This window comes from Bradyrhizobium sp. WSM4874 (assembly GCF_055811835.1).
Genome location: NZ_JBVVPR010000001.1, coordinates 239354 through 264449 on the forward strand (window position 1 = coordinate 239354; position 25096 = coordinate 264449).

The 25096-nt window shown below is 63.3% G+C and carries 18 protein-coding genes and 3 pseudogenes; 19 read left to right on the plus strand and 2 right to left on the minus strand.

The window, feature by feature from the left end; all coding sequences use genetic code 11:
* The first annotated feature begins 7 nt into the window (after window positions 1-7).
* From AC0L3P_RS01125 to AC0L3P_RS01160, 8 genes and pseudogenes are all read left to right on the plus strand, one after another.
* Window positions 8-712, plus strand: a complete 705-nt coding sequence (locus AC0L3P_RS01125) for an SDR family NAD(P)-dependent oxidoreductase (RefSeq protein WP_275168238.1) — start codon at window positions 8-10, stop codon at window positions 710-712.
* Between the two features lie 83 nt (window positions 713-795).
* A complete protein-coding gene (locus AC0L3P_RS01130; protein ID WP_275168237.1) occupies window positions 796-1617 on the plus strand; it encodes an enoyl-CoA hydratase-related protein in 822 nt (273 codons plus the stop codon).
* Window positions 1618-1709: 92 nt separating this feature from the next.
* Window positions 1710-2489, plus strand: coding sequence for an SDR family oxidoreductase (locus AC0L3P_RS01135; protein WP_275168236.1), 780 nt, complete (start codon window positions 1710-1712; stop codon window positions 2487-2489).
* Window positions 2490-2881: 392 nt separating this feature from the next.
* Window positions 2882-4477 (plus strand): class I adenylate-forming enzyme family protein, encoded by a 1596-nt coding sequence (locus tag AC0L3P_RS01140; protein ID WP_473300819.1) that lies wholly within the window; start codon window positions 2882-2884, stop codon window positions 4475-4477.
* 100 nt (window positions 4478-4577) lie between these two features.
* Window positions 4578-5776 (plus strand): annotated as a pseudogene (locus AC0L3P_RS01145) (ABC transporter substrate-binding protein).
* Between the two features lie 70 nt (window positions 5777-5846).
* The gene (locus tag AC0L3P_RS01150) at window positions 5847-6947 is read left to right on the plus strand and encodes an NADH:flavin oxidoreductase (RefSeq protein WP_275168234.1); all 1101 of its coding nucleotides are present in this window, start codon (window positions 5847-5849) and stop codon (window positions 6945-6947) included.
* Between the two features lie 65 nt (window positions 6948-7012).
* Window positions 7013-7294, plus strand: coding sequence for a Clp protease/crotonase-like domain-containing protein (locus AC0L3P_RS01155; protein WP_275168233.1), 282 nt, complete (start codon window positions 7013-7015; stop codon window positions 7292-7294).
* Window positions 7291-7799 (plus strand): annotated as a pseudogene (locus AC0L3P_RS01160) (enoyl-CoA hydratase-related protein). The gene AC0L3P_RS01155 and the pseudogene AC0L3P_RS01160 overlap by 4 nt, the downstream one beginning before the upstream one ends.
* Window positions 7800-8384: 585 nt before the next feature.
* Here the strand turns inward: AC0L3P_RS01160 and AC0L3P_RS01165 are convergent.
* A complete protein-coding gene (locus tag AC0L3P_RS01165; RefSeq protein WP_275168231.1) occupies window positions 8385-9425 on the minus strand; it encodes a Bug family tripartite tricarboxylate transporter substrate binding protein in 1041 nt (346 codons plus the stop codon).
* Window positions 9426-9634: 209 nt separating this feature from the next.
* Window positions 9635-10579 carry a LysR family transcriptional regulator gene (locus tag AC0L3P_RS01170; protein WP_275168407.1) on the minus strand — a complete coding sequence of 315 codons (945 nt, stop codon included), beginning with the start codon at window positions 10577-10579 and terminating at the stop codon, window positions 9635-9637.
* 158 nt (window positions 10580-10737) lie between these two features.
* Between AC0L3P_RS01170 and AC0L3P_RS01175 the strand changes: the two genes are divergently transcribed.
* The 11 genes and pseudogenes from AC0L3P_RS01175 to AC0L3P_RS01225 form a co-directional block, all read left to right on the plus strand.
* Window positions 10738-11358, plus strand: a complete 621-nt coding sequence (locus AC0L3P_RS01175) for a UbiX family flavin prenyltransferase (protein WP_473300820.1) — start codon at window positions 10738-10740, stop codon at window positions 11356-11358.
* Between the two features lie 27 nt (window positions 11359-11385).
* On the plus strand, window positions 11386-12807 hold the full coding sequence (locus AC0L3P_RS01180) for a UbiD family decarboxylase (RefSeq protein WP_275168229.1): 1422 nt from the start codon (window positions 11386-11388) through the stop codon (window positions 12805-12807).
* Window positions 12808-12931: 124 nt separating this feature from the next.
* Entirely contained in the window at window positions 12932-13771 is an 840-nt protein-coding gene (locus AC0L3P_RS01185; RefSeq protein ID WP_275168228.1) for a helix-turn-helix transcriptional regulator, read from the plus strand.
* A 142-nt stretch (window positions 13772-13913) separates the two neighbouring features.
* Window positions 13914-16916 (plus strand): xanthine dehydrogenase family protein molybdopterin-binding subunit, encoded by a 3003-nt coding sequence (locus AC0L3P_RS01190; protein ID WP_473300821.1) that lies wholly within the window; start codon window positions 13914-13916, stop codon window positions 16914-16916.
* A complete protein-coding gene (locus AC0L3P_RS01195; protein WP_275168226.1) occupies window positions 16913-17728 on the plus strand; it encodes an FAD binding domain-containing protein in 816 nt (271 codons plus the stop codon). Before AC0L3P_RS01190 ends, AC0L3P_RS01195 begins: the two co-directional genes overlap by 4 nt.
* A complete protein-coding gene (locus AC0L3P_RS01200) occupies window positions 17725-18243 on the plus strand; it encodes a (2Fe-2S)-binding protein (protein ID WP_275168225.1) in 519 nt (172 codons plus the stop codon). Before AC0L3P_RS01195 ends, AC0L3P_RS01200 begins: the two co-directional genes overlap by 4 nt.
* Window positions 18236-19780 carry an AMP-binding protein gene (locus AC0L3P_RS01205; protein ID WP_275168224.1) on the plus strand — a complete coding sequence of 515 codons (1545 nt, stop codon included), beginning with the start codon at window positions 18236-18238 and terminating at the stop codon, window positions 19778-19780. The genes AC0L3P_RS01200 and AC0L3P_RS01205 overlap by 8 nt, the downstream gene beginning before the upstream one ends.
* A 30-nt stretch (window positions 19781-19810) precedes the next feature.
* On the plus strand, window positions 19811-20617 hold the full coding sequence (locus tag AC0L3P_RS01210; protein ID WP_275168223.1) for an enoyl-CoA hydratase/isomerase family protein: 807 nt from the start codon (window positions 19811-19813) through the stop codon (window positions 20615-20617).
* A 73-nt stretch (window positions 20618-20690) separates the two neighbouring features.
* The gene (locus AC0L3P_RS01215) at window positions 20691-22022 is read left to right on the plus strand and encodes an MFS transporter (RefSeq protein ID WP_473300822.1); all 1332 of its coding nucleotides are present in this window, start codon (window positions 20691-20693) and stop codon (window positions 22020-22022) included.
* 60 nt (window positions 22023-22082) lie between these two features.
* A complete protein-coding gene (locus tag AC0L3P_RS01220; protein WP_473300823.1) occupies window positions 22083-23780 on the plus strand; it encodes a GMC family oxidoreductase in 1698 nt (565 codons plus the stop codon).
* 317 nt (window positions 23781-24097) lie between these two features.
* Window positions 24098-25059, plus strand: a pseudogene (locus AC0L3P_RS01225) (5-methyltetrahydropteroyltriglutamate--homocysteine methyltransferase); the annotation flags it as partial.
* Between the last annotated feature and the right edge of the window lie 37 nt (window positions 25060-25096).

Genomic DNA, 25096 nt, shown 5'->3' on the forward strand with positions numbered 1-25096 from the left:
GCGTCAAATGACCGAGAAACCGATCGCGATCGTGACGGGGGTGGGGCCCGGCACGGGAGCTGCCATCGTCAGGCGCTTCTCCGCTGGCGGGTTCCGTGTCATGGCGCTCGCTCGATCAGCGGAGCTCATCAATCGCCTTGCGCAAGAGCTCCCGGACGTGCACGCGGTGACCTGCGACGTCTCAGATGAGGGCCAAGTGCATGCCGCGGTCTGCGATATAAAGCACCGCTTTGGCGCGGCCGAGGTTCTCATTCACAACGCAGTAGGAGGCGGCTGGGGCAGTTTTCGCGAGATCGATCCGAAGATGCTCAAGGGCAATTTCGAGGTCAACGTAATGGGCTTGTTGTACCTCGCGCGCGAAGTGGCTCCTGACATGATCGACCGAGGCAAGGGCGCTATCCTGGTGACCGGAAACACGTCGTCGATCCGGGGCAAAGCCAATTTCGCCGGCTTCGCGCCGACAAAGGCGGCGCAGCGCATTCTGGCTGAATCGATTGCGCGTGAGGTGGGACCTCTCGGCGTCCACGTCTTTTATGTCCTCATCGACGCCGTGATCGACACCCCTCGTATGCGCGCGCGGATGAGCGACAAACCAGATGAAGTTTTCATCAGGCCTGAAGCGATCGCTGAAGAACTATTTCATCTCTACGGTCAGGGCCGATCGGCCTGGTCGTTTCTTACCGAGCTGCGGCCATTCCGCGAAAATTGGTAGTCCCTGGCTGACGCGAGAACGATCACCCGTAGTGCGCGCTTCGTCATTTGGAGAGCTCTGCGCGAAACTTGAAAGGACATGACATGGCGGATGAATCAATCTCAATCGATACCGGAACGGACGAACTGCTGTGTGTGATTCGGGACCGCGTCGCCGTGATCACTTTGAACCGACCGGCGGCACGAAATTCGCTGTCCGATCATCTCACGCCGGCGTTGCGTCGGATGATCAAGCGCAACGGTGACGATCCGGACGTCGGAGCATTGCTGATTACCGGCGCGGGTACCGCCTTCTGTTCGGGCGGCGACGTCAAAGGGATGGGCAGCAACACTGCAGCACCGGCCATGTCAGTCAGCGAGAAGGTCGAGCGATTAAGGGATCGTCAGCGAACCCTCACCGGCGTACTTGTCTCGGTGCGCAAGCCCACCATCGCGGCTTTGCCGGGAGCGGCGGCTGGCGCCGGACTTGCCATCGCGCTCGCTTGTGACATTCGTATTGCAGCCGAATCCGCCATCATGACGACTGGGTACGCCAAGATTGCGCTGACCGGCGATTACGGCATTTCGTGGCTATTGACCCGGTTGGCCGGAACGTCGCGTGCTCGCGAACTCATGTATTTGTCCGAACGGCTCGATGCACGCCGTTGTGAGGCACTGGGGCTGGTAAATCGCGTGGTGTCCGATTCTGAACTGCAACAGGAAGCATTTGCAGTGGCAAGGATGTTGGCGAACGGTCCGGGGAGCGCATTTGCCTCTATCAAGGATAATCTGGATCTTGCGCTGTCGGCTGATTTCCTGACGTCATTGGATCAGGAGGCCGAGCGGATGGTACTTGCGGCAGGGACTACGCAACACGCCGAAGCCGTGCGAGCTTTCATTGAGAAACGTTCTCCCAGTTACAGGTGAAACCCGCTGAGTGAATTGCGATGCCGGGCGCGAAGGACAATGTCGTCACTGCAGTGAAGCAATAGGTCACCAAACGCATCGGAGGCAGTAACATGACTCAATCCAACCGCGACACCCAGACTTCCGCCCAGCTTGTTGCTCTCATTGTCGGCGGCGGCCCGGGTATCAGCTCGAGTTGCGCCAGGCTGTTCGCGGAAAGCGGCATGCGTGTCGGTGTTGCAGCCAGGAATCCCGAAAAAGCGGTGCTTGAAACTCTCGAGAAGACGTCTGGCGTGCGCCGGTACGCCTGCGATGCAAGCGAACCGGCAGCCGTGGCACGGCTGTTCGATAATGTCGTTCAAGACATCGGAACGCCAAGGCTTGTCGTTCACAACATCGACGGCCGGGTTCCCGGCATTTTCCGCAAGAACGTGATCGAAGCCGACCCGGTCATGGTGCTCGCAACCCTTCGAAACGCGGCGTTCAGCGCGTTTTTGGTCGGTCAACAAGCAGCTCGGCTCATGCTCGGAAATGAACCCGACGGCAACGGCGCGAGAGGAACGATCATCTTCACGAACGCCAGCGCGGCGCTCAAGGGCTTCCCCTCAAGTGGCGCGTTTGCAATGGCATGTCATGCCAAGTCCGCACTCGCGCAAAGCATGGCAAGAGAACTGATGCCGCAGGGCGTCCACATAGCGAGTGTGCCGATCGACGCCGCGATCGGCTGGACCCAGGAGGACGGCACTCGCGCGCATCGGCTGGCAGGGACGACTGTCGAGGACAATATGGCCGACCCCGACCACATCGCGAAAACCTATCTGCAGCTTCATCGGCAGCATCGGTCGACCTGGGCGTTCGAAGTCGTGCTCCGGCCGTGGGTCGAGAAATGGTGAGTCTGGAGGCGCGAACTCTCAACCCGACGAACGCATGCCAAGTCCCGACAGAAGCTTCTCAAACCTGAGCGGTAGCGCAAGCGTTGGAACCAGGATCAGCAGACTCCGAGCACTGATCACCGCAGCTCCGTTCGAACGGGCACTCTGCTCTTTCGAGCCGGTGCCACCTTGCGGATTCACCGAACGATCTCCGCCGAGAGATAAAAATTCCAAATAGGAATTATGGCATTGCACCAACAGAACTGGTATCTGAGGCGTGTTGCACAGTCGTTCGTGTTGACAGTTCTGTTTTGGAACGATTTACTGATCGGCAGATGGAGTGACAGTGCGGACCCTCCCGTTCGAAGCGGGCCGCTCTGCGCTCTCAAAAACACAGCACCAGGGAGGACGGCATGAGGAGCGTGGACGATATCACTGCGGCCGAGTTGCTGGATGGACTGCCGTCCAGGGTACACGAGGTCTACGCGCCCTTCGTGCGGGACATCCCGGATCATCCGGCCTTCGTGGAAGGCGGGCGTTCGTGGAGTTACCGCCAGTTCTCGGAAGCCGTCGACGCTGCGGCGAACGATCTTTCCGGTTTGGGGATCAGGCCCGGCGATCGCGTGATGATTGCGAGCGAGAACAGCGTGGCTCTGGGCGCGATGCTCTTTGCGACCAGCAAGCTCGATGCGTGGGGCATCGCGGTCAATCCCCGCCTCTCGGCCCGGGAGATCGACCAGATCGGCACGCACAGCGGCGCCAGGCGCGTGCTGTTCAACGCGGCGCTCTCGAAGGAAGCCGCCAATCACGCCAGCCGCATCGGGGCCAAGATCAGCGCCGTGGGGCCGTTTGGCGGAATTGGCATCGGTCCTCTCAATGCCGATGCGAAGCCGGAGCCGGTCGAGAAGGATGGCGCGCGGCAGATTGCGGGTCTTCTTTACACATCGGGCACGACCGGTGCCCCGAAGGGAGTCATGTTGAGCCACCGCAACCTCCTCTTCACCGGGAGGGTTTCGGGGCTGCTGCGCAAGAACGATCCGGCCGACCGCATCTATGGTGTGCTGCCAATGTCCCACATCGTCGGCTATTCGATTCTGCTGATTGCAACGCTGATGCATGGCAGCACCCTGCACGTCGTAGCCAAGGCCGACCCGGCTGCGCTGGCACATGCCATAGCCGAGGAGGGTATTACGAGCCTGTTCGGCGTGCCCGCCACATATCAGCGTTTGCTAGAATACAAGGCTGTCAAGTGTATCCAACGGCTCGAACGGGGCAGGTTGCGGCTCATGTCTGTCGCCGGCGCTCCCCTCGACCTCGATCTGAAAAAGCGGATCGAGGACGAGTTTGGAATCCCGCTCTTGAACAATTACGGCATCACCGAATGCTCTCCGGGCTTGTCGGGTGTCCGTTCAGAGCATCCTGTCACAGACGAGTCAGTTGGCCCCTTTCTTCCCGGTATCGAGCACCGGATCGTGGACATGCAAGGCAACAAAGTCGCGACCGGTGAGGTCGGCGAATTGCACGTCCGGGGCCCCAATGTAATGCTCGGCTACTATCGCGCTCCGGAATTGACGGCGGCCGCGATCGACCACCAGGGATGGTTCAACACGGGGGACCTCGCCCGGGTCAACGGCGAGGGGCATCTGTATATCGCCGGCCGCACCAAGGAACTGATCATCCGCTCCGGCTTCAACGTTTACCCCGCCGAGGTGGAGGCTGTGCTGAACTCGCACGACAAGGTTGTGCAATCGGCCGTCGTTGGACGATCGGTCGACGGCAACGAGGAGGTCGTCGCGTTCGTGCAGCTTCTTCCCGGCGCACGCCTCAGCGCCGAGGACCTGAAGTCGTACTCGGCTCAACAGCTCGCATCGTACAAGCGTCCGACCGAGGTGATCGTGCTCGAGGCTCTGCCATCGGCCTCCACCGGCAAGATACTCAAACACAAATTGCGCGAGATGGCGACCGCGCCGGCGGTCGCAACCAGGTCCGATGTGGCGGCTGCGGTCTGACGCATGCAGGGAAGATAACCAGGGCGTTCAGAACAAGCTTGGATCGCTGGGAGAAGAAATCGAGAAGCGGCGCGAGCCGTCGCCGGGAGGAGAGATGTCGATGTTTGGGAAGATCATCATTGCGACTGCGCTCGCGGTATCTGTAGGGGGCGCGTCGGCTCGTGCGGAAACGCCGGGGGTCACCGAATCCGAGGTGAAGATAGGGGCGACCTTTCCGTTTAGCGGCCCCGCCTCCCCGCTCGGCAACACCGGAAAGGGCATGATCGCCTACGTCAATTCGCTCAACGAGCGTGGCGGCATCAACGGACGGAAAATCAATCTCGCACCTACGATGATGGTTACAGCCCTCCCAAGACGGTAGAGCAGACCAGAAAACTCATCGAGAGCGATGAGGTTGCCTTCCTGTTCGGTCCGTTGGGCACGCCCGGCATCAGCGCCACCATCAGGTACGTCAACGCGAAGAAAGTACCCCATCTGTTTGTCGTGAGCGGAGTCACCAAATTCACGAATTTCGCTGAATTTCCGATGACCACGACTGGATTGCCGAGCTACGACACCGAGGGACGGATCTACGCGAAGTACATCACCCAGACCCGTCCGGACGCGAAGATTGCCATCCTGTATCAGAACGACGATTTGGGTAAGGACTTCGTCAACGCATTCAAGGGCTACCTGAAGGACGATTTCGACAAGAAAGTCGTCGTGTCCTCCTACGAGGTGACCGAGCCGACCATTGATTCTCACGTCGTGTCGCTGAAGTCGTCAGGCGCAGAGGCCTTTTTGGTGGCCGGCACGCCAAAATTCGCAGCGCAGGCCATCAAGAAAGTCGACGAGATCGGTTGGAAGCCGCTGTTCCTGATCAATCTCGTTTCGAGCTCCGTGTCGTCGACCATCGTCCCGGCGGGACCGGAGAAGGCCATAGGCATAGTCGCTGCGACCATCTTCAAGGACCCGAATGACAAGAAGTGGGCCGACGATCCCGGCATGAAGTGGTACCGCGACTTCTTTGCCAAATACCTGCCGGGCGCCGATATTGGCGATAACAATTATCTGTTTGGTACCCAGCAGGGACAGATCCTGGAGCAGGTGCTCAAGCAGTGCGGCAACGATCTCTCACGCGAGAATATCGTCAAGCAATCGCGGAGCATACGCGGGCTGTCGCTTCCCACTCTCATGCCGGGCGCTACGATCAACACGGGCCCGGAAAGCAGCATGGCGTACACTCAGCTGCAACTGCAGCGTTGGAATGGCACCACGTGGGAGCAATTCGGTAACGTACTCAGCGCCGAGACCAAGTGAATTGGCCGTTTGAAGGCGCAATGCGGGTGATCTGCGCCCGCAAGGCGACCAGCCGAACTATGGAGGACCAATGTCCAGCGACGTTCTTTTCCGGCCTTTCAAGCTGAAAGGCCTGAACCTGCCGAACCGGGTCGTGATGGCGCCGATGACCCGCTCGTTTTCGCCGGGCGGAATTCCAACCGAAGACGTCGCGCAGTATTACCGCCGCCGTGCCGAAGGAGCAGTTGGGTTCATCATATCGGAGGGGACCGGCGTGGATCGTCCGGCATCCCTGAACGATCCGAATGTTCCCCGCTTTCATGGCGAGAAGGAGTTGGCCGGGTGGCGGCGCGTGGTAGACGAGGTGCATGGTGCGGGGGGCCTCATGGCGCCGCAGCTATGGCACGTCGGGGCCGTCCGCACGCGTGCCCAGAATTGGTCGCCTCCTGCAGCCTACGACAGCCCGTCTGGTCTGGCTCGACCCGAGAAGAAGTTCGGGGAGCCGATGAGCGAAGAGGATATCGCGGACGCTATTCGCGCGTTCGCCGATGCCGCGCTTGCCGCGAGGCGCCTGGGGTTTGATGCCGTCGAATTGCATGGGGCGCACGGTTATCTGATCGACCAGTTCTTTTGGGAAGGTACCAATCGCCGCGAGGATGCCTATGGAGGCAAGGATCTGCCAGGCCGGGCCCGGTTTGCCGCTGATATCGTCCACGCGGTGCGCCAAGCCGTGGGACCAGACTATCCGATACTGCTGCGGATCAGCCAGTGGAAGCAGCAGGACTATGAGGTGAAGCTCGCCGACACGCCTCGGGCGCTGGAAGAGTGGCTAAGACCATTGGTCGACGCCGGAGTTGACGTTCTGCATTGCTCACAGCGGCGCTTCTGGGAGCCCGAGTTTGATGGCTCGGATTTGAACTTCGCGGGGTGGGCCAAGAAGGTGACGGGTGTGCCGACGATCTCGGTCGGATCGGTCGGCCTGACCGGCGAGTTCATCGCAGCGTACGGCGGAGAGAGCTCCCGTCCGGCATCCCTCGACGAGTTGATCCGCCGCCTCGATCGCGAGGAGTTCGATCTCGTCGCGGCGGGGCGGGCGCTGCTTCAGGATCCGCAGTGGCTGCTGAAGATACGCGACGGACGGACGGAAGAACTGATGGCTTTTGAACGGACTGCGTTTGCGGCGCTGAGCTGAGCAAATTGACAGGTTAATCCTGCGCAACGTCGCGCAGTTGCCTACGAGCATTCGGAGACTAGCAAATGATCGAGACGACGCAAGTCGGTCAGATCCGTACCGTGGTGCATGGGCATGTGTTCAAGATCGTCATCGGCAACGTGGCCAAGAGGAATTCTTTCAGCCCGCAGATGATGGCTCAGATGTCGGATGCGATGACGCTTCTCGACCGCACCGACGACTATTGGGTCGGTGTGCTCTGCGCCGACGGCCCGGACTTCACGGCAGGCCTTGATATGCCGAAGTTCTTCGGACCCACGGCCGAAATACCGAGATCAAGCCCGGCAACATCGATGCGTTCGCGCTGAAAAGCCGGTGTCGTAAGCCGATCGTGACGGCCGTGCAGGGGATCTGTTTCACGATTGGCATCGAAATGATTCTGGCCGGCGACATCGTTGTGGCCACCGACGACGCCCGGTTCTGCCAAATGGAATCCAAGCGCGGGATCGCGCCGCTCGGTGGCGCCCATTCCGGTACGTGACGCGGGCAGGATGGGGGGATGCGATGTATCACCTGTTCTTGTGCGACGAGTTCAGCGCGGCGCGGGCGTACAAAATCGGGTTTGTTCAGGAAGTCGTCGCTCCTGGTCAGCAGATTCCCCGCGCGATGGAAATTGCTGGTCTGATCGCCAAGAACGCTCCGATCGGCATTCAGGTAACCAAAGAGGCCGCCCTGAAGTACATTGAGGCTGGCGAAAGAGCGGCGATCGATTATATCCCCAAGATCAAGCACCGCGTTTTCAGCAGCGAAGACATGAAAGAAGGCATCCAGTCTTTCGTGGAGCGTCGCCCGGCGGTGTTCCGCGGAAAATAATCCCGCTGGCCACACCGATAGACGTCTGTTTGTGGGTCGGCGAGGTCGACGGCAGCGGCATCAAGGGAATATTCATCTTCTCGGCAAGAACGCCTTTGTCTGTGCGGACCGAGCGAGCGGCCGAGCGCCTTTCCAATCTCTGACGGTATTTGAATTTACACCGCGCCAGTACGCGCACTGCCATCTTCGCTACCTAGGCAGAGCCGATCAGTCGATTGACCCCGATAGGTACCCGGACCGCCAGCGCTGCGAGCGGCTCGAATTTTTCTGTGAATTCAAGACCGAAAAATCGCAGCGGGTATATCGTCGGGGGTTGTCCGTGACGCGTGGAGAATTTTGCTTGCAAATCAACGACGAAGCCGCGTTCGAAATGATAAAGTGGGAGTTGTGTGGTCGTCGGCGGCTGCCGCGCAATTTGGCGTGTTTGGCGAGAATGTTCGCACTTCCTCTCATAGCGTCGACCCGAGTTGCGGCTTCCACTAAACCCCGATCGGTGTGTGGATTCCACGTGCTTCCGCGGGCAGAGTAATATGGCGCATTATAGCGTGCAAAACGGCCGTAGCCACGCGAGGCGAAGCCTCCGATTCACATCGGCTCGATGCCAATCTTTTTGATGATCGTCGCCCATTTCGCGGCCTCCAAGGTCATAAAATCCTTCAGACCTTGCGGGTCCATCACCAGCGGCTCGGCCCCTTGTTCGACGAAGAGGGCGCGCACCTTCGGATCGTTCACGGCTTCGACCATGGCTTTGTAGAGCTTGTCGATGACAGTCTTGTCCGTATTCGCCGGAGCAAGCAGCGCTAACCAAGCGGCACTTTCGTAATCCTTCAGGCCGGCCTCGGCTGCGGTTGGCACGTCCGGCAGGGCCGTCATGCGCTTGTCGCTGGCGACCGCGAGCGGACGCGCATCGCCGTTCCGGATCAGGCCGATGACGTTCGGCAGCAGCTGGAAGCCGAGCGGGACCTGACCCGCGATGAAGTCCGGCGTGTATGCGGCGATGTTGCGATAGGGAACGTGCGTGATCTCGGTGCCGGTGAGCTGCTCGAAATAGGCGGCCGCCAGGTGCTGCGACGAGCCGACGCCGACCGTTCCGTAGTTCAGCTCCCGAGGGTGCTCCTTGGCGTATTCGATCAGCTCGCGCAGGGATTTCGGCGGCAGCCTCGAATTGATCACGACGACATTCGGTAGCGCCGCGAACAGGCCGATCGGGGCGAGATCCTTCAGCGGTTCGTAGGGAAGCTCCTTATAGAGAGACTTGTTCGCAGCCAGTGGGCCGGACGTGCTCATCAGCAACGTGTACCCGTCCGCGGCAGCATGCGCCGCGGCCGCCGTGCCGATATTGCCGCCGGCGCCAGGGCGATTGTCCACCACGAAGGCTTGTCCCAATGACGTCGACATGCGGTTGAGAAGGATGCGCGTGATGACGTCGCTGGCGCTGCCGCCGGCGAAGGGCACGAGCACCTGGATTGGACGCGCGGGATAGTCTTGCGCTTGCGCAGGATGCAGTCCGGTGGCGGAGAGAGCCGCGCCTACGCCGAGCGAGAGCAGAGACCTGCGGTCAGGATGAAATCCCTCAACGTGCCGCCTGGTGCCGCCCGTGATCTTGCTGTGACCGAACCTTGCCATCTCGGACCGAATCTCCCGACGTGTCTTGTTCTGCGAACCTTGGGAGCGTCGTGACAAGAATAGTCCGGGAGGAGCGCAAGGCCGCGATTTTCTGCGCCTGGACCGTAATCAGCGACTTGACGTGACCGTCATGCTGGCTCGTCTCGAAACTTACCAACCCGTCTCATTTTAGGATGAGCGCGACATCTTGTCCGAGCGGCGTTCGGAATTCAGGAAATCGTCTTCCTGCGTGGCCGTCTGCCGCTGGAAGCGGGCTCTACGAACTCTCTCACCACTGCTGCGGCCTGTGCCAGATCGTGGCTGATGACGTCGAGCACGGCTTTGGCCGCGACCGACACCGCGCGCCGCGGATGATGCACCCAGGCGATCGAACGCACGATCCTTTGTTCGTCGAAGCGATGGGCCCGGATGGTCCCGCTCGCAAGCGATTGCCGGAGCGCGATGGTTGGCAAAACCGTAACGAAATCGGTGGTCGCGATTACGTCGCAGAGCGCGGGCAGGGTGTCGAGCTCGAGCCGCGGCCTCAGGTCAATGCCGGCGGCGGCGGCGTGCTCGTCGAGGATGAGTCGCAGGCCGTGACGCTTCGACGGCAGCACCAGATCGAACCTCGCGATGTGGTCGAAGCGCAGCTTGGCTGGCGGCCTGTTCGGGCTGTCCTTCCGATAGGCAAACACCATCTCCTCGTCCATCACGTGATGCGCGGCGAGGGGCGTTTTCCGGCGCGGCACGTTGATCAGCGCGAAATCGAGCTGACCGGTGTTGACCCAATCGACCAGCGTCTCGGTATAGCCCTCGCAGGCCGACAGCGTGATCTCGGGATAGCGGCTGGCGACGGTCGCCGACGAACTCGCCATGGTGCTCTGCGCCACCGAGGTAATGAGGCCGACCGAGACGCGGCCCGAGATGCGGCCGCCGAGCTGGGCCATCTCCTGCCGCGCATACTCGGCATCGCGCACGATCGGTGCCGTCAGCCGCACCAATACCTCGCCGGCGCTGGTCAGCGTCATACCCTGGACGCTGCGGTCGAACAGTTTTTGGCCGAGTTCGGCCTCGAGCTTCGCGATCTGCATGCTCAGCGCCGGCTGCACGATGTTGAGCTGGCGCGCGGCGCGGGTGACGTTCTTCTCCTCGGCCAGGCACAGGAAATATTGCATCTGCCTGAGTTCCACGGATCCGTCCTTCCTCGCCGGTCTTGCTCCCCGCACCATCATCGCGAATGATGAATGATATAATCAATCATTATTTGTGATGATGGATGGGATTGCCTAGTCTCGCGGCGGACCCGCGTGACCCCGGGAGCGAAACCATAAATATGCAGGACGCAACGCCCAAGCGGATGATCATCGGCATTTCCGGCGCCTCGGGCGTTACCTATGGCGTGCGCCTGCTGCAGCTGCTGCGCAATGCCGGCGTCGAGACCCATCTGGTGATGTCGAAGACGGCCGAGCTGACCTTTGCCTATGAGACCGACCTGAAGATCGCGGAGGTGAGGGCACTCGCCAATGTCAACTATGCCATCGACGACATGGCTTCGGCGATCTCGAGCGGGTCGTTCCGTACCGCAGGGATGATCGTGGCGCCGTGCTCGATGCGCTCGATGTCCGAGATCGCCTCGGGCGTGACCACGACGTTGCTCACCCGCGCGGCCGATGTCGTGCTGAAGGAGCGCCGGCGCCTGGTGCTGATGGTGCGCGAGACGCCGCTGCACACCGGCCATCTCAGGACGATGACGGCACTCTCGGAGATGGGCGCGATCATCGCGCCGCCCGTGCCGGCCTTCTACGCCAAGCCCGAAAATCTCGACGACATGGTCGAGCACACCGTCGGTCGCGTGCTCGACCTGTTCGACATCGATATCGGAATCGTGCGCCGCTGGGGCGAAGATGAAGCGCTCAAGCGCCGCTCGCCGTCGCTGCGCAAGATCGCGCCCTGACTTTGAGACAAAGGAAAGAACCGTCATATGCGAATGGAGAATGTTGCCGCGAAAGGTGTGAGCTCGCCCGCCGATCTGCGCGCCTGGCTCGCCCATCTCGCCGAACGCGGCAAGCTTGCGATTGCCCGTGAGGGCATTGGGCTGGCTGACGAGCTCGCCGCAATCGCCAAGCGCCTGGAGCGCGACAGCGCGGTGCTGTTTCCGCGCCCCGATGGGCACGATATTCCCGTCGTCGCCAACCTCTTTGCCGGTCGCGACTGGGTCGCCGATTCCATCGGTGTGACCGAGGACCAGCTGCTGCCGCGGTTCCTGGCCGCGGCGAATAACCCGTTGCCGACGCATGAGGTCGCGAGCGGGCCGGTGCAGGAGGTCGTGCACGACGAGGTCGATCTGCTCCGTCAGCTGCCGGTCCCCAAGCACAATGAGCGCGACAGTGGTCCCTACATCACCGCCGGTCTGCTGATCGCCCGCAATCCCAAGACCGGCGTGCAGAACGTCTCGATCCACCGCTGCCAGATCAGCAGCAAGAACCGCATCGGCGTGCTGCTGCTGCCGCGGCATACGTTCTCCTATTATCGCATGACGGAGGAGATGGGACAGGCGCTGGAGATCGCGATCGTGATCGGCGCGCATCCGGCGCTGATGCTGGCTTCGCAAGCGATTGCCGCGCTCGACGAGGACGAGATGGCGATTGCGGGCGCGCTGCTCGGCACGCCCGTGGACGTCGTCAAATGCCGCACCAATTCGGTGCGAGTGCCCGCCCATGCGGAAATCGTGATCGAGGGGCGGATTCTGCAGGGTGTGCGCGAGCCGGAAGGTCCGTTCGGCGAATTCCCTCAATATTACGGTCCGCGCGCCAATCGCGAGGTGATCGAGGTTGATGCCATCACGCATCGCATGGCGCCGATTTTCCACACCATCGTCGGCGGCGGTTTTGAGCATCTCATCCTCGGCGGCGTGCCGCGCGAGGCGACGCTGCTTCAGCACTTGCGCCGCAGTTTTCCAAATGTGCTCGACGTCCGCCTCACGCGCGGCGGCACCTGCCGCTATCATCTCGCGATCAGAATGGACAAGACCAACGATGGCGAGCCCAAGAACATCATGATGTGCGCCTTCGGCGCGCATTACGACATCAAGCAGGTGGTCTTGGTCGACAAGGACGTCGACATTTCCTCATCGGAGGAGATCGAATGGGCGGTGGCGACGCGCTTCCAGGCCGACCGCGACCTCATGGTCGTCGCCGGCGCGCTCGGCTCGAAACTCGATCCGACCACCGACAATGGCATCAGCGCCAAGATGGGCCTCGATGCGACCGCGCCGGTCAGCGCGCCCGAGCTCGCCTTCAAGCGCATCCGCGTCAAGGGCGAGGAGGAGGTCGATCTGGCCACCGCTCTGCAAGCTGACCCGAGCGCCGCGGTCGCGCGCCTCCTCGCGGAGACGCGGACGTGAGCCGGTTTCCGCCCGCGAGCAACTTGCGTCCTTGTGCGCGGTTGGAATATGTAGCCGGTGCTGCTTATAGTGCCGCGCCAACAAGCCAATCATTTTGGGGCGCAATGCCGGGAGGAAGGAACTGATGTCGACGGCCCTGCGCATCGCTCATGGCGCTTTCGGCAGGGTCGCTCTGCTCGACATGGACCGTTCGCTGGTCCGCCACGCCCATCATCACTGCCATGTCCTGCTCAAGGTCGAGGGCGCCGATACCCAGTTTCTGGTCGGCGACCGGGTCACGCCGCTCACGGACACCGCCGCCGTGCTGGTCGACGGCTGGAAGCCGCATGCCTATGTGCACGACGCCAACCGTCCGCGCACACTCATCATGGCGCTCTACATCGAGCCGGAATGGCTGAAGGAGTTCCGTCCCGGCTGGGCCGCGAGCGGCGCGCCGGGCTTTTTCGAGCGGCCGTCAGGCGAGGTATCGCGGCGCATCCGCCAGCTCACGTTGCATTTGGCGGCCGAAATGATGGCGAATCCGGATGCGGTGCGCACCCATGAGCAGACCCTGTCGGATCTCATGATCGCGGTGATCGAGCGCTTCACGCCGTGGCGCAGCTTTCCGGTCTCGATCCGCGGCATGAGCGCGGTGAGCTGCGACTGGCGCATCCGCCGCGTGATGGACGTGATGCGGACGCACGATTCCCATGCCAACGTCGATCAGTTCGTGAAGGGCGCCGGCCTCTCGCGCGCCCAGTTCTTCCGTCTGTTCGAGACCTCGCTCGGCGTCTCGCCAAAGCTCTATCTCAACGTCGTCCGCATGGAGCGCGCGCTCGATGCGGTGATGCGCGAGGAGACGCCGCTCGGTGAGCTCAGCGAGCGTTTCGGCTTTCCGGAGCCGGCGCATTTTACGCGCTTCTTCCGCGATCATGCCGGCGTCAGCCCGCGCGAGTTTCGCAACGTCTCGCGTCTTGCGGGCTGATCTTGCGGGCTGATATTGCGCTGCACGCGCTCGAATGAGACGATTTGGTAAGTCGTGAGAGCGGGCGGTATGGCCCGCGCACCTGCCGTCCTGACATCTGTCACCGCCGCGTCATAGAGCGCGTCGGGAGGTATGCCGGGACATGTTACAGGCGGTCAAATCCGCAAATCCGGGAAGCGGCGATGAGCCATGGGTCGGGCGCTCGATCGAACGCGTCGAGGATGCCGCGCTGCTCAGCGGCCATGGCCGCTTCATCGACGATCTCGGCGTTCAGCCTGGCACGCTTCATGCGACCATCCTGCGCTCGCCGCATGCGCACGCCGATGTTCTCTCCATAGACGTTGAAGCCGCCAAGCGCCTGCCGGGCGTTGCGGCCATTCTGATCGGCAGTGACGTCAAGGCCGTTACCACCAGCCTCGTCGTCGGCGTGAAGGCGCCGGTCGAATGCTGGCCGATTGCGATGGACCGTGTACGCTATGTCGGCGAGCCCGTGGCTGTGATCGTAGCGAGCGACCGCGCCCGCGCCGAGGACGCAGCCGAGCTGGTCAATGTCGAATATCGCCCGCGCGCTGCTGTCGTCGATCCGCTCGGCACGCTGTCGCCCGGCGCACCGCTGCTGCACGACGGCTTTCCCGGCAATCTCGCCAGCGATCGCCACTTCAGCTACGGCGACCCTGAAAAGGCCTTCGCCGATGCGCCGCATCGCTTCTCCATCGATATCAAATACCCCCGCAGTTCCTGCACGCCGATCGAGACCTATGGCGTCGTGGCCTCGCATGACGCCGGCGAAGATGCGTTCGAGGTGCTCGCCAATTTCCAGGGCCCGTTCAGCATCCACACGGTGATCGCGCGTGCGCTCAAAGTGCCTGGCAATCGGCTGCGGCTGCGCACGCCGCCGGATTCCGGCGGCAGCTTTGGCGTCAAGCAGGGCGTGTTTCCCTATATCGCGCTGATTGCGGCGGCCGCACGTGTGACGGGACGGCCGGTGAAATGGATCGAGGACCGGCTAGAGCATCTCACCGCATCGGTATCGGCCACCAACCGTGCAACGACGCTGGCCGCGGCGGTCGCGACCGACGGAAAGATCCTCGCGCTCGACTGGGACCAGGTCGAGGATTGCGGCGCGCATCTGCGCGCGCCCGAGCCGGCCACGCTCTACCGCATGCACGGCAATCTGACCGGCGCTTACGACATCCGCCACGTCAAAATCCGCAACCGCGTCGTCGTCACCAACAAGACGCCGACCGGCCTCAACCGCGGTTTCGGCGGACCGCAGGTCTATTTCGCGCTAGAGCGCCTGGTGCAGCGGATCGCAATCGTGCTCGGCCTCGATCCGCTCGATGTCATCAAGCGCAATCTGATCGATGCCGGCGCGTTTCCCTATCGCACCGCGACCGGCGCGCTGCTCGATTCCGGCGACTATCAAGAAGCGATCACGCGCGCCGTCGAGCAGGGAAGGCTCGCGGAGCTCAGGGCGAAGCGTGACGAGGTGCAGGCGCGTGGCGGCCTCTACGGCATCGGCTTCACCGCCGTGGTCGAACCCAGCGTCTCCAACATGGGCTACATCACCACCGTGCTGACGGCGGCCGAGCGCCGCAAGGCAGGCCCGAAGAACGGCGCGCAGGCGACCGCCACCGTCGGGCTCGATCCGGTCGGCAGCGTCACCGTCCACGTGGCGTCGGTGCCTCAGGGGCAGGGCCATCGCACCGTGCTGTCCCAGGTAGTCGCCGATGTCTTCGGCCTTCAGCCAAAGGATATCCGCGTCAACACCGAGATCGACACGGCGAAGGACGCCTGGTCGATTGCATCGGGCAACTATGCCAGCCGTTTTGCTGCGGCCGTCGCCGGTACGGCGAAGGTCGCGGCTGAACGCGTTGCGGGCCGTCTTGCCCGCATCGCGGCCAGCCAGCTCAACGTCGAAGCTGCGGACATCGTGTTCGCAAGGGGCTTCGTTTCTTCGAAACACAATCCGGAAAACCGGATCGCGTTCTCGCGCGTCGCGGCCCTCAGCCACTGGTCGCCCGGCTCGCTGCCCGACGATGCCGTCCAGACCATCCGCGAGACCGTGTTCTGGACGCCGCCGGAGCTGACGCCGCCGGACGAGGACGACCGCATCAACTCCTCGCTCTGCCACGGCTTCATCTTCGATTTCTGCGGCGTCGAGATTGACCGCACCACGCTGGAGACGCGGATCGACCGCTACGTCACCATGCACGACTGCGGCACGATTTTACATCCCGGCATGGTCGACGGCCAGATCCGTGGCGGTTTTGCCCAGGCGCTCGGTGCTGCGTTGTACGAGGAATATGCCTACGCCGAGGACGGCAGTTTCCTCACGGGTACGTTCGCCGACTATCTGCTGCCGACCACCACCGAGGTGCCGGAGCCTGAGATCATCCACATGGAGACGCCGTCGCCGTTCACGCCGCTCGGCGCAAAAGGCGTCGGCGAGGGCAATTGCATGTCGACGCCGGTGTGCATCGCCAATGCGGTCGCGGACGCGCTCGGTGTTGCCGACGTCACGCTGCCGCTGGTGCCGGCGCGGCTCGCAGAGATGGTGCGCCGTGCCGAACCGCCGCCGCCCGCTGGCGGTGCGGCCGCGGCGCCCGTGCGCGAGGGCGACCGGCGGCTGCGCGGCGAGGGGCAGGCCTCGGTGCAGGGCGCGCCGGAGCAGGTCTGGGCGATGCTGCTCGATCCGGATACGCTGCAATCCGTCATTCCCGGCTGCCAGCGTGTCGACAGGATCACCGACACGCATTTCCGCGCCGATGTCACCCTCGGCATCGGCCCCGTCAGCGGGCGTTATCGAGCCGATGTGGAATTGTTCGATCTCGATCCGCCGCGCGCGGTGACCGTGCGCGGAGGGGCCACCGGCGCGCTCGGCTTCGGCAAAGCCGAGGGACGGATCACGCTCGCGCCCGACGGCAGCGGCGGAACAAAGCTGACCTACAGCTACGACGCCGCGATCGGCGGCAAGGTCGCCAGCATCGGCGGCCGCCTGCTCGATGGTGCGACACGCGTCATCATCGGCCAGTTCTTCACGGCGCTGGCCCGCAAGGCCGGCGGCGGTAGTGCAACTGGCGGCGGTTTCTCGCTGTTCGCGGTGCTGACGAAACTCGTCAGCCTGTTCGGGGGGCGCCGATGAAGCCGCCCGCATTCGATTATCTCCGCGCCGAGACTGTCGGCGACGTCCTCGAAGGACTCGCGCAGCAAGGCGGCGACGCGCGCGTGCTCGCCGGCGGCCAGTCGCTGATGGCGATGCTCAATATGCGGCTCGCCAAGCCAAAACTCCTGATCGACATCATGCGCCTCGAGGAGCTGCGCAAGATCGATCGGAAGGCCGATGCCGTCGTCATTGGCGCCGGCGTGCGCCAGGCCGATCTGCTCGCCTGGCCGGAGCTGGCCGAGGCGCTGCCGCTGGTGGCGCTGGCGCTGCCATGGGTCGGGCACATGCAGACCCGTAGCCGCGGCACCATCTGCGGCTCGCTCGCGCATGCCGATCCTAGCGCTGAGATGCCGCTGGCTCTGGTCGCGCTCGGCGGCGAGGTGCTTTTGCGCAGTGCCAAACGTCGGCGCCGCGTCGCGGCCCAGGACTTCTTCGCCGGCATGATGCTGACGGCGCGCAGCGACGATGAATTGATCGAGGGCATCTCGCTGCCTGTTATCCAGGGATCGCGCGTTGCCTTCCGCGAGGTGGCGCGCCGTCACGGCGATTTCGCCATCGTCGCTTGCGCCGCGATGAAGACCGCCACGGGCGTGCGCCTCGCCGTCGGCGGTGTCGCCGACGTCCCGACCGCGCGGGATTGGCCGCCTCTGCAGGGCGGCGCGCTCGACGATGTCCTCAACGCCTTCGCCTACGAGCTCGGTGCGCGCGACGACGTTCACGCCACCGCACGTTACCGCCGCGACCTCGTCCGCATGATCGGCCGCGACCTGATCGGCGAGGTGCTGCAATGACCCGCCTCAAGGCAGATGCCCGCCATTCCGTCCGCCTCACGCTGAATGGCAAGCCCGTCCAGTCGGAAGCCGAGCCGCGCATGCTGCTCTCCGACTTCCTGCGTCACCAGATTGGTGCGACCGGCACCCATGTCGGCTGCGAGCACGGCGTCTGCGGCGCCTGCACCATCGTCGTCGACGGCATGCTGACGCGGTCCTGTCTGACGCTCGCAGCGCAGGTCGATGGCTGCGAGATCCAGACGGTCGAAGGGCTGGCGCCATCGGCGGACCGGCTCGGCGTGCTGCAGCAGGCGTTCCGCCGCAACCACGCGCTCCAGTGTGGCTTCTGTACCGCAGGCATTTTGATGTCGCTCGACCACTATCTCGCCAGGAACCCGGCACCGACGGAAGCGGAGATCCGCGATCTCCTCAGCGGCCATCTGTGCCGTTGCACCGGCTACACCCCGATCATCCAGGCGGCGCTGGAAGCCGCCGCCCAGCTTGCTTCATCCAAAAAAGAGACGTCCGATGCTTGATCTCGCCAGCAGCTTCATGGCCAGCGCCGCGCGCGATCCCCACGCCATTGCATTGGTCGACGGCGATCTCCGCCTGACCTACCGGCAATGGTACGACAAGATCTCCGCACTCGCGGCATCCTTCGACCGCCTCGGCCTCAGGCCGGGCGATCACGTCGTCACGCTGCTGCAGAACCGCTGGGAGGCGGCGACGCTGCACTGGGCCTGCCAGTTTGCGGGTCTCGTGATCACCCCGATCAACTGGCGGGCCAAGGCCGACGAGCTCGACTATTGCATCGAGAACGCCGAAGCCTGCGCGCTTGTCTATCAGGATATTTCCGCGGAGGCAGTGCAGGGATCGGCGCTGGCGGGCAAGCTGCTGCGCGTGTCCGTCGATCCTGGCACAGGCGGAGCGACGAGCTTCGCCGATCTGATCCGGGACGCCGCGCCAGATGCCGAGCCGCGCATCGGCGCGGACTCCTGGTCGATCATGCTCTACACCTCCGGCACGACGTCGCGGCCAAAGGGCGTGCCGCGGCGGCATCGCGCCGAACGTGCCGCGGCGATCGCCCATGTCGCACAAAACCTCTACGGCCGCGGCGAGCGCACGCTTGGCGTGATGCCGCTCTATCACACCATGGGGGTCCGCTCGCTCCTGGCGATGTCGCTGATCGGCGGCAGTTTCGTCTGCCTGCCGCGCTATGACAGCCGCCAGGCGCTGGCGCTGATCGAGCAAGAGGCGATCACCAATCTGTATCTGGTGCCGACGCTCTATCACGACCTCGTGCATCACGAGGCCTTTGCTGGGACCAACGTGTCCAGCGTCCGCAAGCTCGGCTTCGCCGGCGCGTCGATGACCGACGGACTGCTGAAAAAACTGAACGAGGCGTTCAAGCCGGACCTGTTCGTCAATCACTACGGCAGCTCGGAGATCTACACCTTTACCATCGACCAGAACGCCGCGGCAAAGCCGGGGTCGGCGGGCAAGGCCGGGCTGAACCAGCACATCAAGGTGGTGCGCATAGGCGCGCGATCGGTCGCGGAGCTTGCGGCGGTCGGCGAGGAGGGCGAGATCATCGCAACGCTTGCCGGCGACGAGGCGTTCGAAGGTTACTGGCGCCGTCCTGAAGCGGATGCCAAGTCGCTGCGCGAGGGCTGGTATTTCACCGGCGACACCGGCTTCGTCGATCCCGACGGCGACCTGTTCGTCACCGGGCGCGTCGACGACATGATCATCACCGGCGGCGAGAACGTCTCGCCGGTCGAGATCGAGAGCTGTCTGTCGCTGCATCCGGCGGTCGACGAGGTCGCGGTGGTCGGCGTCACCGACGAAAAATGGGGCAAGGTCGTCGCGGCTTTCGTGAAACGCAACCGTCCGGTGTCGGATGTCGAGCTCGAGCAGTTCTGCCGCACCTCGGGCCTCGCCAATTTCAAGCGGCCGCGCCGCTACGTATTCGTCGACGCGATTCCCAAATCGCCGGTCGGCAAGCTGCTGCGGCGACTGCTCGTTGCCGGAGAATACGAGGCCGAGCGCCAGCCGCCGTCGGACGCCGCCTGATCATCACGCACTCAACAGAAGGAAGCCAACATGCCGTCACCCTACACATTCGCCGATGCCCGGCTCGCTAAGCTCGACGGGTTCAAGGTCGAGATCGACGAGGCGCATGAGCGCGCCGACATCATCCTGGGCCGTCCGCCATACAACGTCGTGGCAATGCCGCAGCGCGACCAGCTGCGGCTGACCTTCGAGACGCTCGACGAGGATCCGCGCGTCCGCACCATTGTGGTGCGCGGCGAGGGCGAGCATTTCTCCAGCGGCGGTAATATCGGCGGCTTCATGGAGGCGAGCCCCGAGCACGTCTCCAAGCTCGCCTGGAACATCGCAGCACCGGCGCGCTGCGCCAAGCCCGTCATCGTCGCCAACCGGGGCTATTGCTTCGGCGTCGGCTTCGAGCTGTCGCTCGCCTGTGACTTCCGTATCGCATCCGAGACCACGCAATACGCATTGCCGGAGCAGAAGCTCGGCCAGATCCCGGGGTCGGGCGGTTCGGCGCGCCTGCAGAAGATGGTCGGCATCACCCGCACCAAGGACATCGTGATGCGCTCCAAGCGCATCTCGGCCAAGCAGGCGTTCGATTGGGGCATCGCCACCGAATGCGTGCCGGATGCCGAGCTGGAGAAGGCGACCGACAAGCTGGTCGACGAGCTCCGCACGTTCTCGCCGCTGGCGCAGCGCACGGCGAAAAAACTCCTCAACGACACCGAGGATTCGACGCTCGCCATCGCCATCGAGCTCGAAGGCCATTGCTACAGCCGCCTGCGCCAGTCGGAGGACTTCAAGGAAGGCGTCGAGGCCTTCAACGACAAGCGCCCGCCGAAATTCGCCGGCCGCTGATACGCGGGAAGAACTGCTGCGGTTCGCAATGGCGCGGACCGCGGCTCTATCAAAACGGGGGAGGTAAAACAACATGGCTGAGATGGATATGCCGGTCGCGGGTGCGCGAAGCTCGGCGGACAACAAGCAGATGGTCAATGCGATCATCGCCTCGGTGCTCGGATGGGCGCTCGACCTGTTTGATTTGTTCATTCTATTATATGTCGCGCCGGTCGTCGGCGCGCTGTTCTTTCCATCGAGCAATGCGGCGCTGTCGCTGGCCGCGGTCTATGGCTCGTTTGCCGTGACGCTGTTGATGCGGCCGCTCGGCTCGGCGGTGTTCGGTCACTATGCCGACGTGCACGGCCGCAAGCAGGCCATGCTGATCGCGATCGTCGGTGTCGGCATCAGCACGGCGGCCTTCGGCCTGCTGCCGACCATCGCGCAAGTCGGCGTGATCGCGCCGGTGATCTTCCTGATTCTGCGCCTGGTGCAGGGCATCTTCGTCGGCGGCGTCGTGGCGTCCACCCACACCATCGGCACCGAGTCTGTGCCGGCGCACTGGCGCGGCGCGATGTCCGGACTGGTCGGCGGCGGCGGCGCCGGCATCGGCGCACTGCTGGCGTCCTTCATCTTCCTGATTACGTCCTCGATCTTCCCGGGCGATGCCTTCGCCGTGTGGGGCTGGCGCTTCATGTTCTTCTCCGGCTTGCTGAGCTCGCTGCTCGGCTGGTTCATCTTCCGCAATCTCGAGGAGTCGCCCTATTTCAAGGAGCTCAAGCGTCAGCAGGGCAACAAGCAGGCGAAGGTCTCGAAGGCGCCGGTCAAGGACGTGTTCTCCGGCGAGTATCGGGGCGTCTTGTTGGTTAATTTGCTGATCACCTTCGGCGGCGGCGCCGGCTACTATCTGACCTCGGGCTATCTGCCGAGCTTCCTGAAAGTCATTAATGCGGTCCCGAACCAAACCTCATCGCTGATCCTGATGGGCGCGAGTGTCTCGGCGTTCTGCTCCGCGGTGCTGGTGGGGGCGCTCAGCGACCGCATCGGCCGTAAGAAGACGTTCCTCATCATCGGCGTGCTGGCGGCGGTGCTGCTGCCGCTCTGCTATCTCAACCTGGCTGCCACCAAGGACACGACGCAAATCACGCTCTATGCGTTTGCCATCGCCTTCATTGGCAATGCCGGATACGCGCCGGTGCTGATCTTCCTCAACGAGCGTTTCCCCACCGCGCTGCGCGCCAGCGGCACGGGCCTGTCCTGGAACATCGGCTTCGCGCTGGGCGGCATGATGCCGACCTTCGTCTCGCTGGTGAGCGGCAGCCCCGCGGAGATTCCGATGTCTCTAGCCTACTTCGCGGTGGGGGTGTTCGTGATCTACCTGATCGGGGCGATCGTGATTCCCGAGACCAAGGGCAACTTTCGCTAGATTATATCGGCGCGGCCGCAACGGCCGCGCCGATCCATCGAATTGCAAAACGAGATGGGAATGGATGAGCTGCATTTCGACGATGTGATCGTCGGCGGCGGATCGGCGGGGTGTGTGCTCGCGAACCGGCTTTCTGCGGACGTGAGCCGCCGCGTGCTTCTGATTGAGGCCGGGATGGACACGCCGCCCGAAGCGACGCCGCCGGAAATCCTCGACAGCTATCCGATGCCGCTGTTCTTTGGCGACAAATACATCTGGCCGGGCCTTTCGGCCGTAGCCGGCCGCAATGCCGAGGGCAAGCCGGTCGTCCGCGCCTATGAGCAGGGCCGGGTCATGGGTGGCGGGTCCAGTATCAATGTGCAGTCGGCAAATCGTGGCCTGCCGCGCGACTACGACGAATGGCGCGATCTGGGCGCGCATGGCTGGGGCTGGGCGGATGTGCTGCCCTATTTTCTCAAGCTCGAAACCGACCTCGATTTCAACGGCCCGCTGCACGGCAAGAGCGGACCGATCCCGATCCGCCGCGTCGCACGCGAGGCGATGCCCCGGTTTGGCAAAGCCGTCGGAGAAGCGTTGTCGGCAACCGGCTTGCCGTTCCGGAAAGACCAGAACGCCGAGTTCGAGGATGGCATTTTTCCGCCGGCCTTTTCGAACCACAACGATCGGCGCGTCTCGTCCGCTGCCGGCTATCTCGATGCGGCAACGCGGGCACGGCCGAACCTGACGATCTGGGCCGAAAGCGAGGTGGCGCAGCTTCAGCTTGAAAGGCGTCGCGCGACGAGGGTCGTGGTCGCGCGCGGCGGGCAGAAGCTTGCCGTTAGCGCCAGCCGCGTGATCCTCACCGCAGGCGCGTTGCAATCGCCGGCAATCCTGATGCGGGCGGGAATCGGCCCGGGCGCTGCGCTCCAGGCGCTCGGCATCCCCGTGGCCATTGATCTCGCGGGCGTGGGTAGCAATCTACGCGATCATCCAGCTCTGACGTTCTGCCAATATTTGCCGCGCCGGCTGCGACTGCCGCTGGCGCGTCGCCGCCCGAACTTCGCCGCGATGCGCTTCTCGTCGGGACATCTAGGCTGCGATCCCTCCGACATGTACATAACAGCATCGGCGCGCGGCGGCTGGCATGCTCTGGGCACCCGGCTCGGCCTCTATTTCCTCTGGTGTAACCGGCCGTATTCGAGCGGATCACTGAAGCTGGCAGCGCCCGATCCCAAGACCTATCCCGTTGTCGATTTCGACCTGTTGTCCGATCCGCGTGATCTCGAACGGATGATTGCGTCCGTGCGCCTGCTTGCGAGCCTCGTCGTTCACCCCGCGCTTAATCCTGAAGCCGCCGACTTCTTCCCGGCCTCGTATTCCCCGTGCATCAAGCGGCTGAGCCGGTATGGCACGGCCAACCGCATCGTCGCGTCCATCCTCGGGCCGATGCTCGACGTACCCGTTGGCCTCCGGCAGCTCGTGATCCGGCTCGCGCTGCTCAATGGTACGACCTTCCAGGCCACGCTTGCCGACCACCGCGCGCTCGAAGCTTTCGTGCGGCAGAGCGTTTTCGGCGTCTGGCACCCCGTGGGGACCTGCCGCATGGGCGATCCCACCGACCCTATGGCAGTGGTCGATCCAGAAGGGCTGGTGATCGGCAGCGATAATATCTTCGTGGGGGATGCCTCGATCATGCCGCGGTTGCCGACGGCCAATACCAACATCCCCGTGATCATGGCGGCCGAGAAGATCAGCGATGCGCTTTTGCTTCGAAGTTAGCTGTTTTTGATGCGCCAACCGCAGACGCGCGCAAAGAGCGTCAAGACCGCCCGGCGCGCCACCGCACTTCCGGATCACCCAGACTGGATAACCACAAACAGGAAACGGGACTGTCAATGGGTTGTGGCCAATGACCGCTGACGATATCGCGCGTCGAGAGCGCCAACTGGACTCCTAGCCTTCCCAGATCAGTGGACACCTATAGCTTAAGATTTGTGGTGGCGGCACGTGAACCATCGAACGACTGGACTAGCGCGCTCCTAATCTCTGACGGTATTTGAACAAGCGCCCAACTAGGGCGGTAACGTCCGTTTGGAGCCATGCTGTCGAAGGTGGTGCCGCGCACCCGCCTGCATGACATGTGGCGGTTGCCGGCGGAGCTTCTGGAAGAAGCCCAGGACGATGCCACCATCGTCGCGATCCGCGACATGGAGCGCGCCGGGATTGACATCGTGACCGACGGCGCGATCCGCCGCGAGAGCTACTCCAATCGTTTCGCCACCGCGCTCGACGGTATCGATGGAGACAATCCCGCGATGATCGTGGCGCGCACCGGCAACACCCCGACGCCGGTGCCGCGCGTCGTTGGTCCCGTCAAACGTCGGGCTCCAGTGGAGCTGCACGACATGCAGTTCCTGCGTGAGAATACCGACCGCGCCGCCAGGATCACGTTGCCGGACCCGTTCACCATGAGCCAGCAGGCCAAGAACGAATTCTACAAGGACGACGAAGAGCTCGCGATGGCTCTCGCCGAGGCCGTCAATGCAGAGGTGCTCGACCTGCAGAGAGCGGGCGCGGACGTGATCCAGCTCGACGAGGCCTGGGTGCGTAACAATCCGGATTTGGCCAAGCGCTACGCCGTGAAGGCGATCAACCGCGCGCTAAATGGCATCACCGTGCCGTCGTCCATCTCTGCTTCGGCCATGCGGCGGTCGTGCCGGGGTCAAACAAGCCGGCCGGCTATTCGTTCCTGGCCGAGCTCGACGACACCATTGCCGACCAGATCTCGATCGAGGCGGCGCAGCCGAAGCTCGACCTCGGCGTGCTCAAGGATTAGTCGAAGAAGATCATGCTCGGCGTGCTCGACCTCGGCAATCCGGCGATCGAGAGCGTCGATACCGTCGCCGACCGCATTCGCAACGGCCTCAAATACGTGTCGGCCGATCGTCTTATCCCGGCGCCGGATTGCGGCATGAAATACATGCCACGCAGAACTGCCTTCGGGAAGCTGAAAGCCATGTGCGATGCGGCAGTTAAGGTGCGGCGTGAGGTTGGTTGAAGAGTTTTGAGAGGCTTCTCGAATGTTGATGTCGGAG

Bases quoted from the DNA above. Each gene is read 5' to 3' on its own strand.
- AC0L3P_RS01180 (WP_275168229.1), top strand. From the start codon at position 11,386: ATGCGAATGGAGAATGTTGCCGCGAAAGGTGTGAGCTCGCCCGCCGAT.
- AC0L3P_RS01195 (WP_275168226.1), top strand. From the start codon at position 16,913: ATGAAGCCGCCCGCATTCGATTATCTCCGCGCCGAGACTGTCGGCGAC.
- AC0L3P_RS01220 (WP_473300823.1), top strand. From the start codon at position 22,083: ATGGATGAGCTGCATTTCGACGATGTGATCGTCGGCGGCGGATCGGCG.
- AC0L3P_RS01170 (WP_275168407.1), bottom strand. From the start codon at position 10,579: ATGCAATATTTCCTGTGCCTGGCCGAGGAGAAGAACGTCACCCGCGCC.
- AC0L3P_RS01135 (WP_275168236.1), top strand. From the start codon at position 1,710: ATGACTCAATCCAACCGCGACACCCAGACTTCCGCCCAGCTTGTTGCT.
- AC0L3P_RS01210 (WP_275168223.1), top strand. From the start codon at position 19,811: ATGCCGTCACCCTACACATTCGCCGATGCCCGGCTCGCTAAGCTCGAC.
- AC0L3P_RS01215 (WP_473300822.1), top strand. From the start codon at position 20,691: ATGGCTGAGATGGATATGCCGGTCGCGGGTGCGCGAAGCTCGGCGGAC.
- AC0L3P_RS01125 (WP_275168238.1), top strand. From the start codon at position 8: ATGACCGAGAAACCGATCGCGATCGTGACGGGGGTGGGGCCCGGCACG.
- AC0L3P_RS01190 (WP_473300821.1), top strand. From the start codon at position 13,914: ATGTTACAGGCGGTCAAATCCGCAAATCCGGGAAGCGGCGATGAGCCA.
- AC0L3P_RS01205 (WP_275168224.1), top strand. From the start codon at position 18,236: ATGCTTGATCTCGCCAGCAGCTTCATGGCCAGCGCCGCGCGCGATCCC.
- AC0L3P_RS01200 (WP_275168225.1), top strand. From the start codon at position 17,725: ATGACCCGCCTCAAGGCAGATGCCCGCCATTCCGTCCGCCTCACGCTG.
- AC0L3P_RS01140 (WP_473300819.1), top strand. From the start codon at position 2,882: ATGAGGAGCGTGGACGATATCACTGCGGCCGAGTTGCTGGATGGACTG.
- AC0L3P_RS01150 (WP_275168234.1), top strand. From the start codon at position 5,847: ATGTCCAGCGACGTTCTTTTCCGGCCTTTCAAGCTGAAAGGCCTGAAC.
- AC0L3P_RS01165 (WP_275168231.1), bottom strand. From the start codon at position 9,425: ATGGCAAGGTTCGGTCACAGCAAGATCACGGGCGGCACCAGGCGGCAC.
- AC0L3P_RS01175 (WP_473300820.1), top strand. From the start codon at position 10,738: ATGCAGGACGCAACGCCCAAGCGGATGATCATCGGCATTTCCGGCGCC.
- AC0L3P_RS01155 (WP_275168233.1), top strand. From the start codon at position 7,013: ATGATCGAGACGACGCAAGTCGGTCAGATCCGTACCGTGGTGCATGGG.
- AC0L3P_RS01185 (WP_275168228.1), top strand. From the start codon at position 12,932: ATGTCGACGGCCCTGCGCATCGCTCATGGCGCTTTCGGCAGGGTCGCT.
- AC0L3P_RS01130 (WP_275168237.1), top strand. From the start codon at position 796: ATGGCGGATGAATCAATCTCAATCGATACCGGAACGGACGAACTGCTG.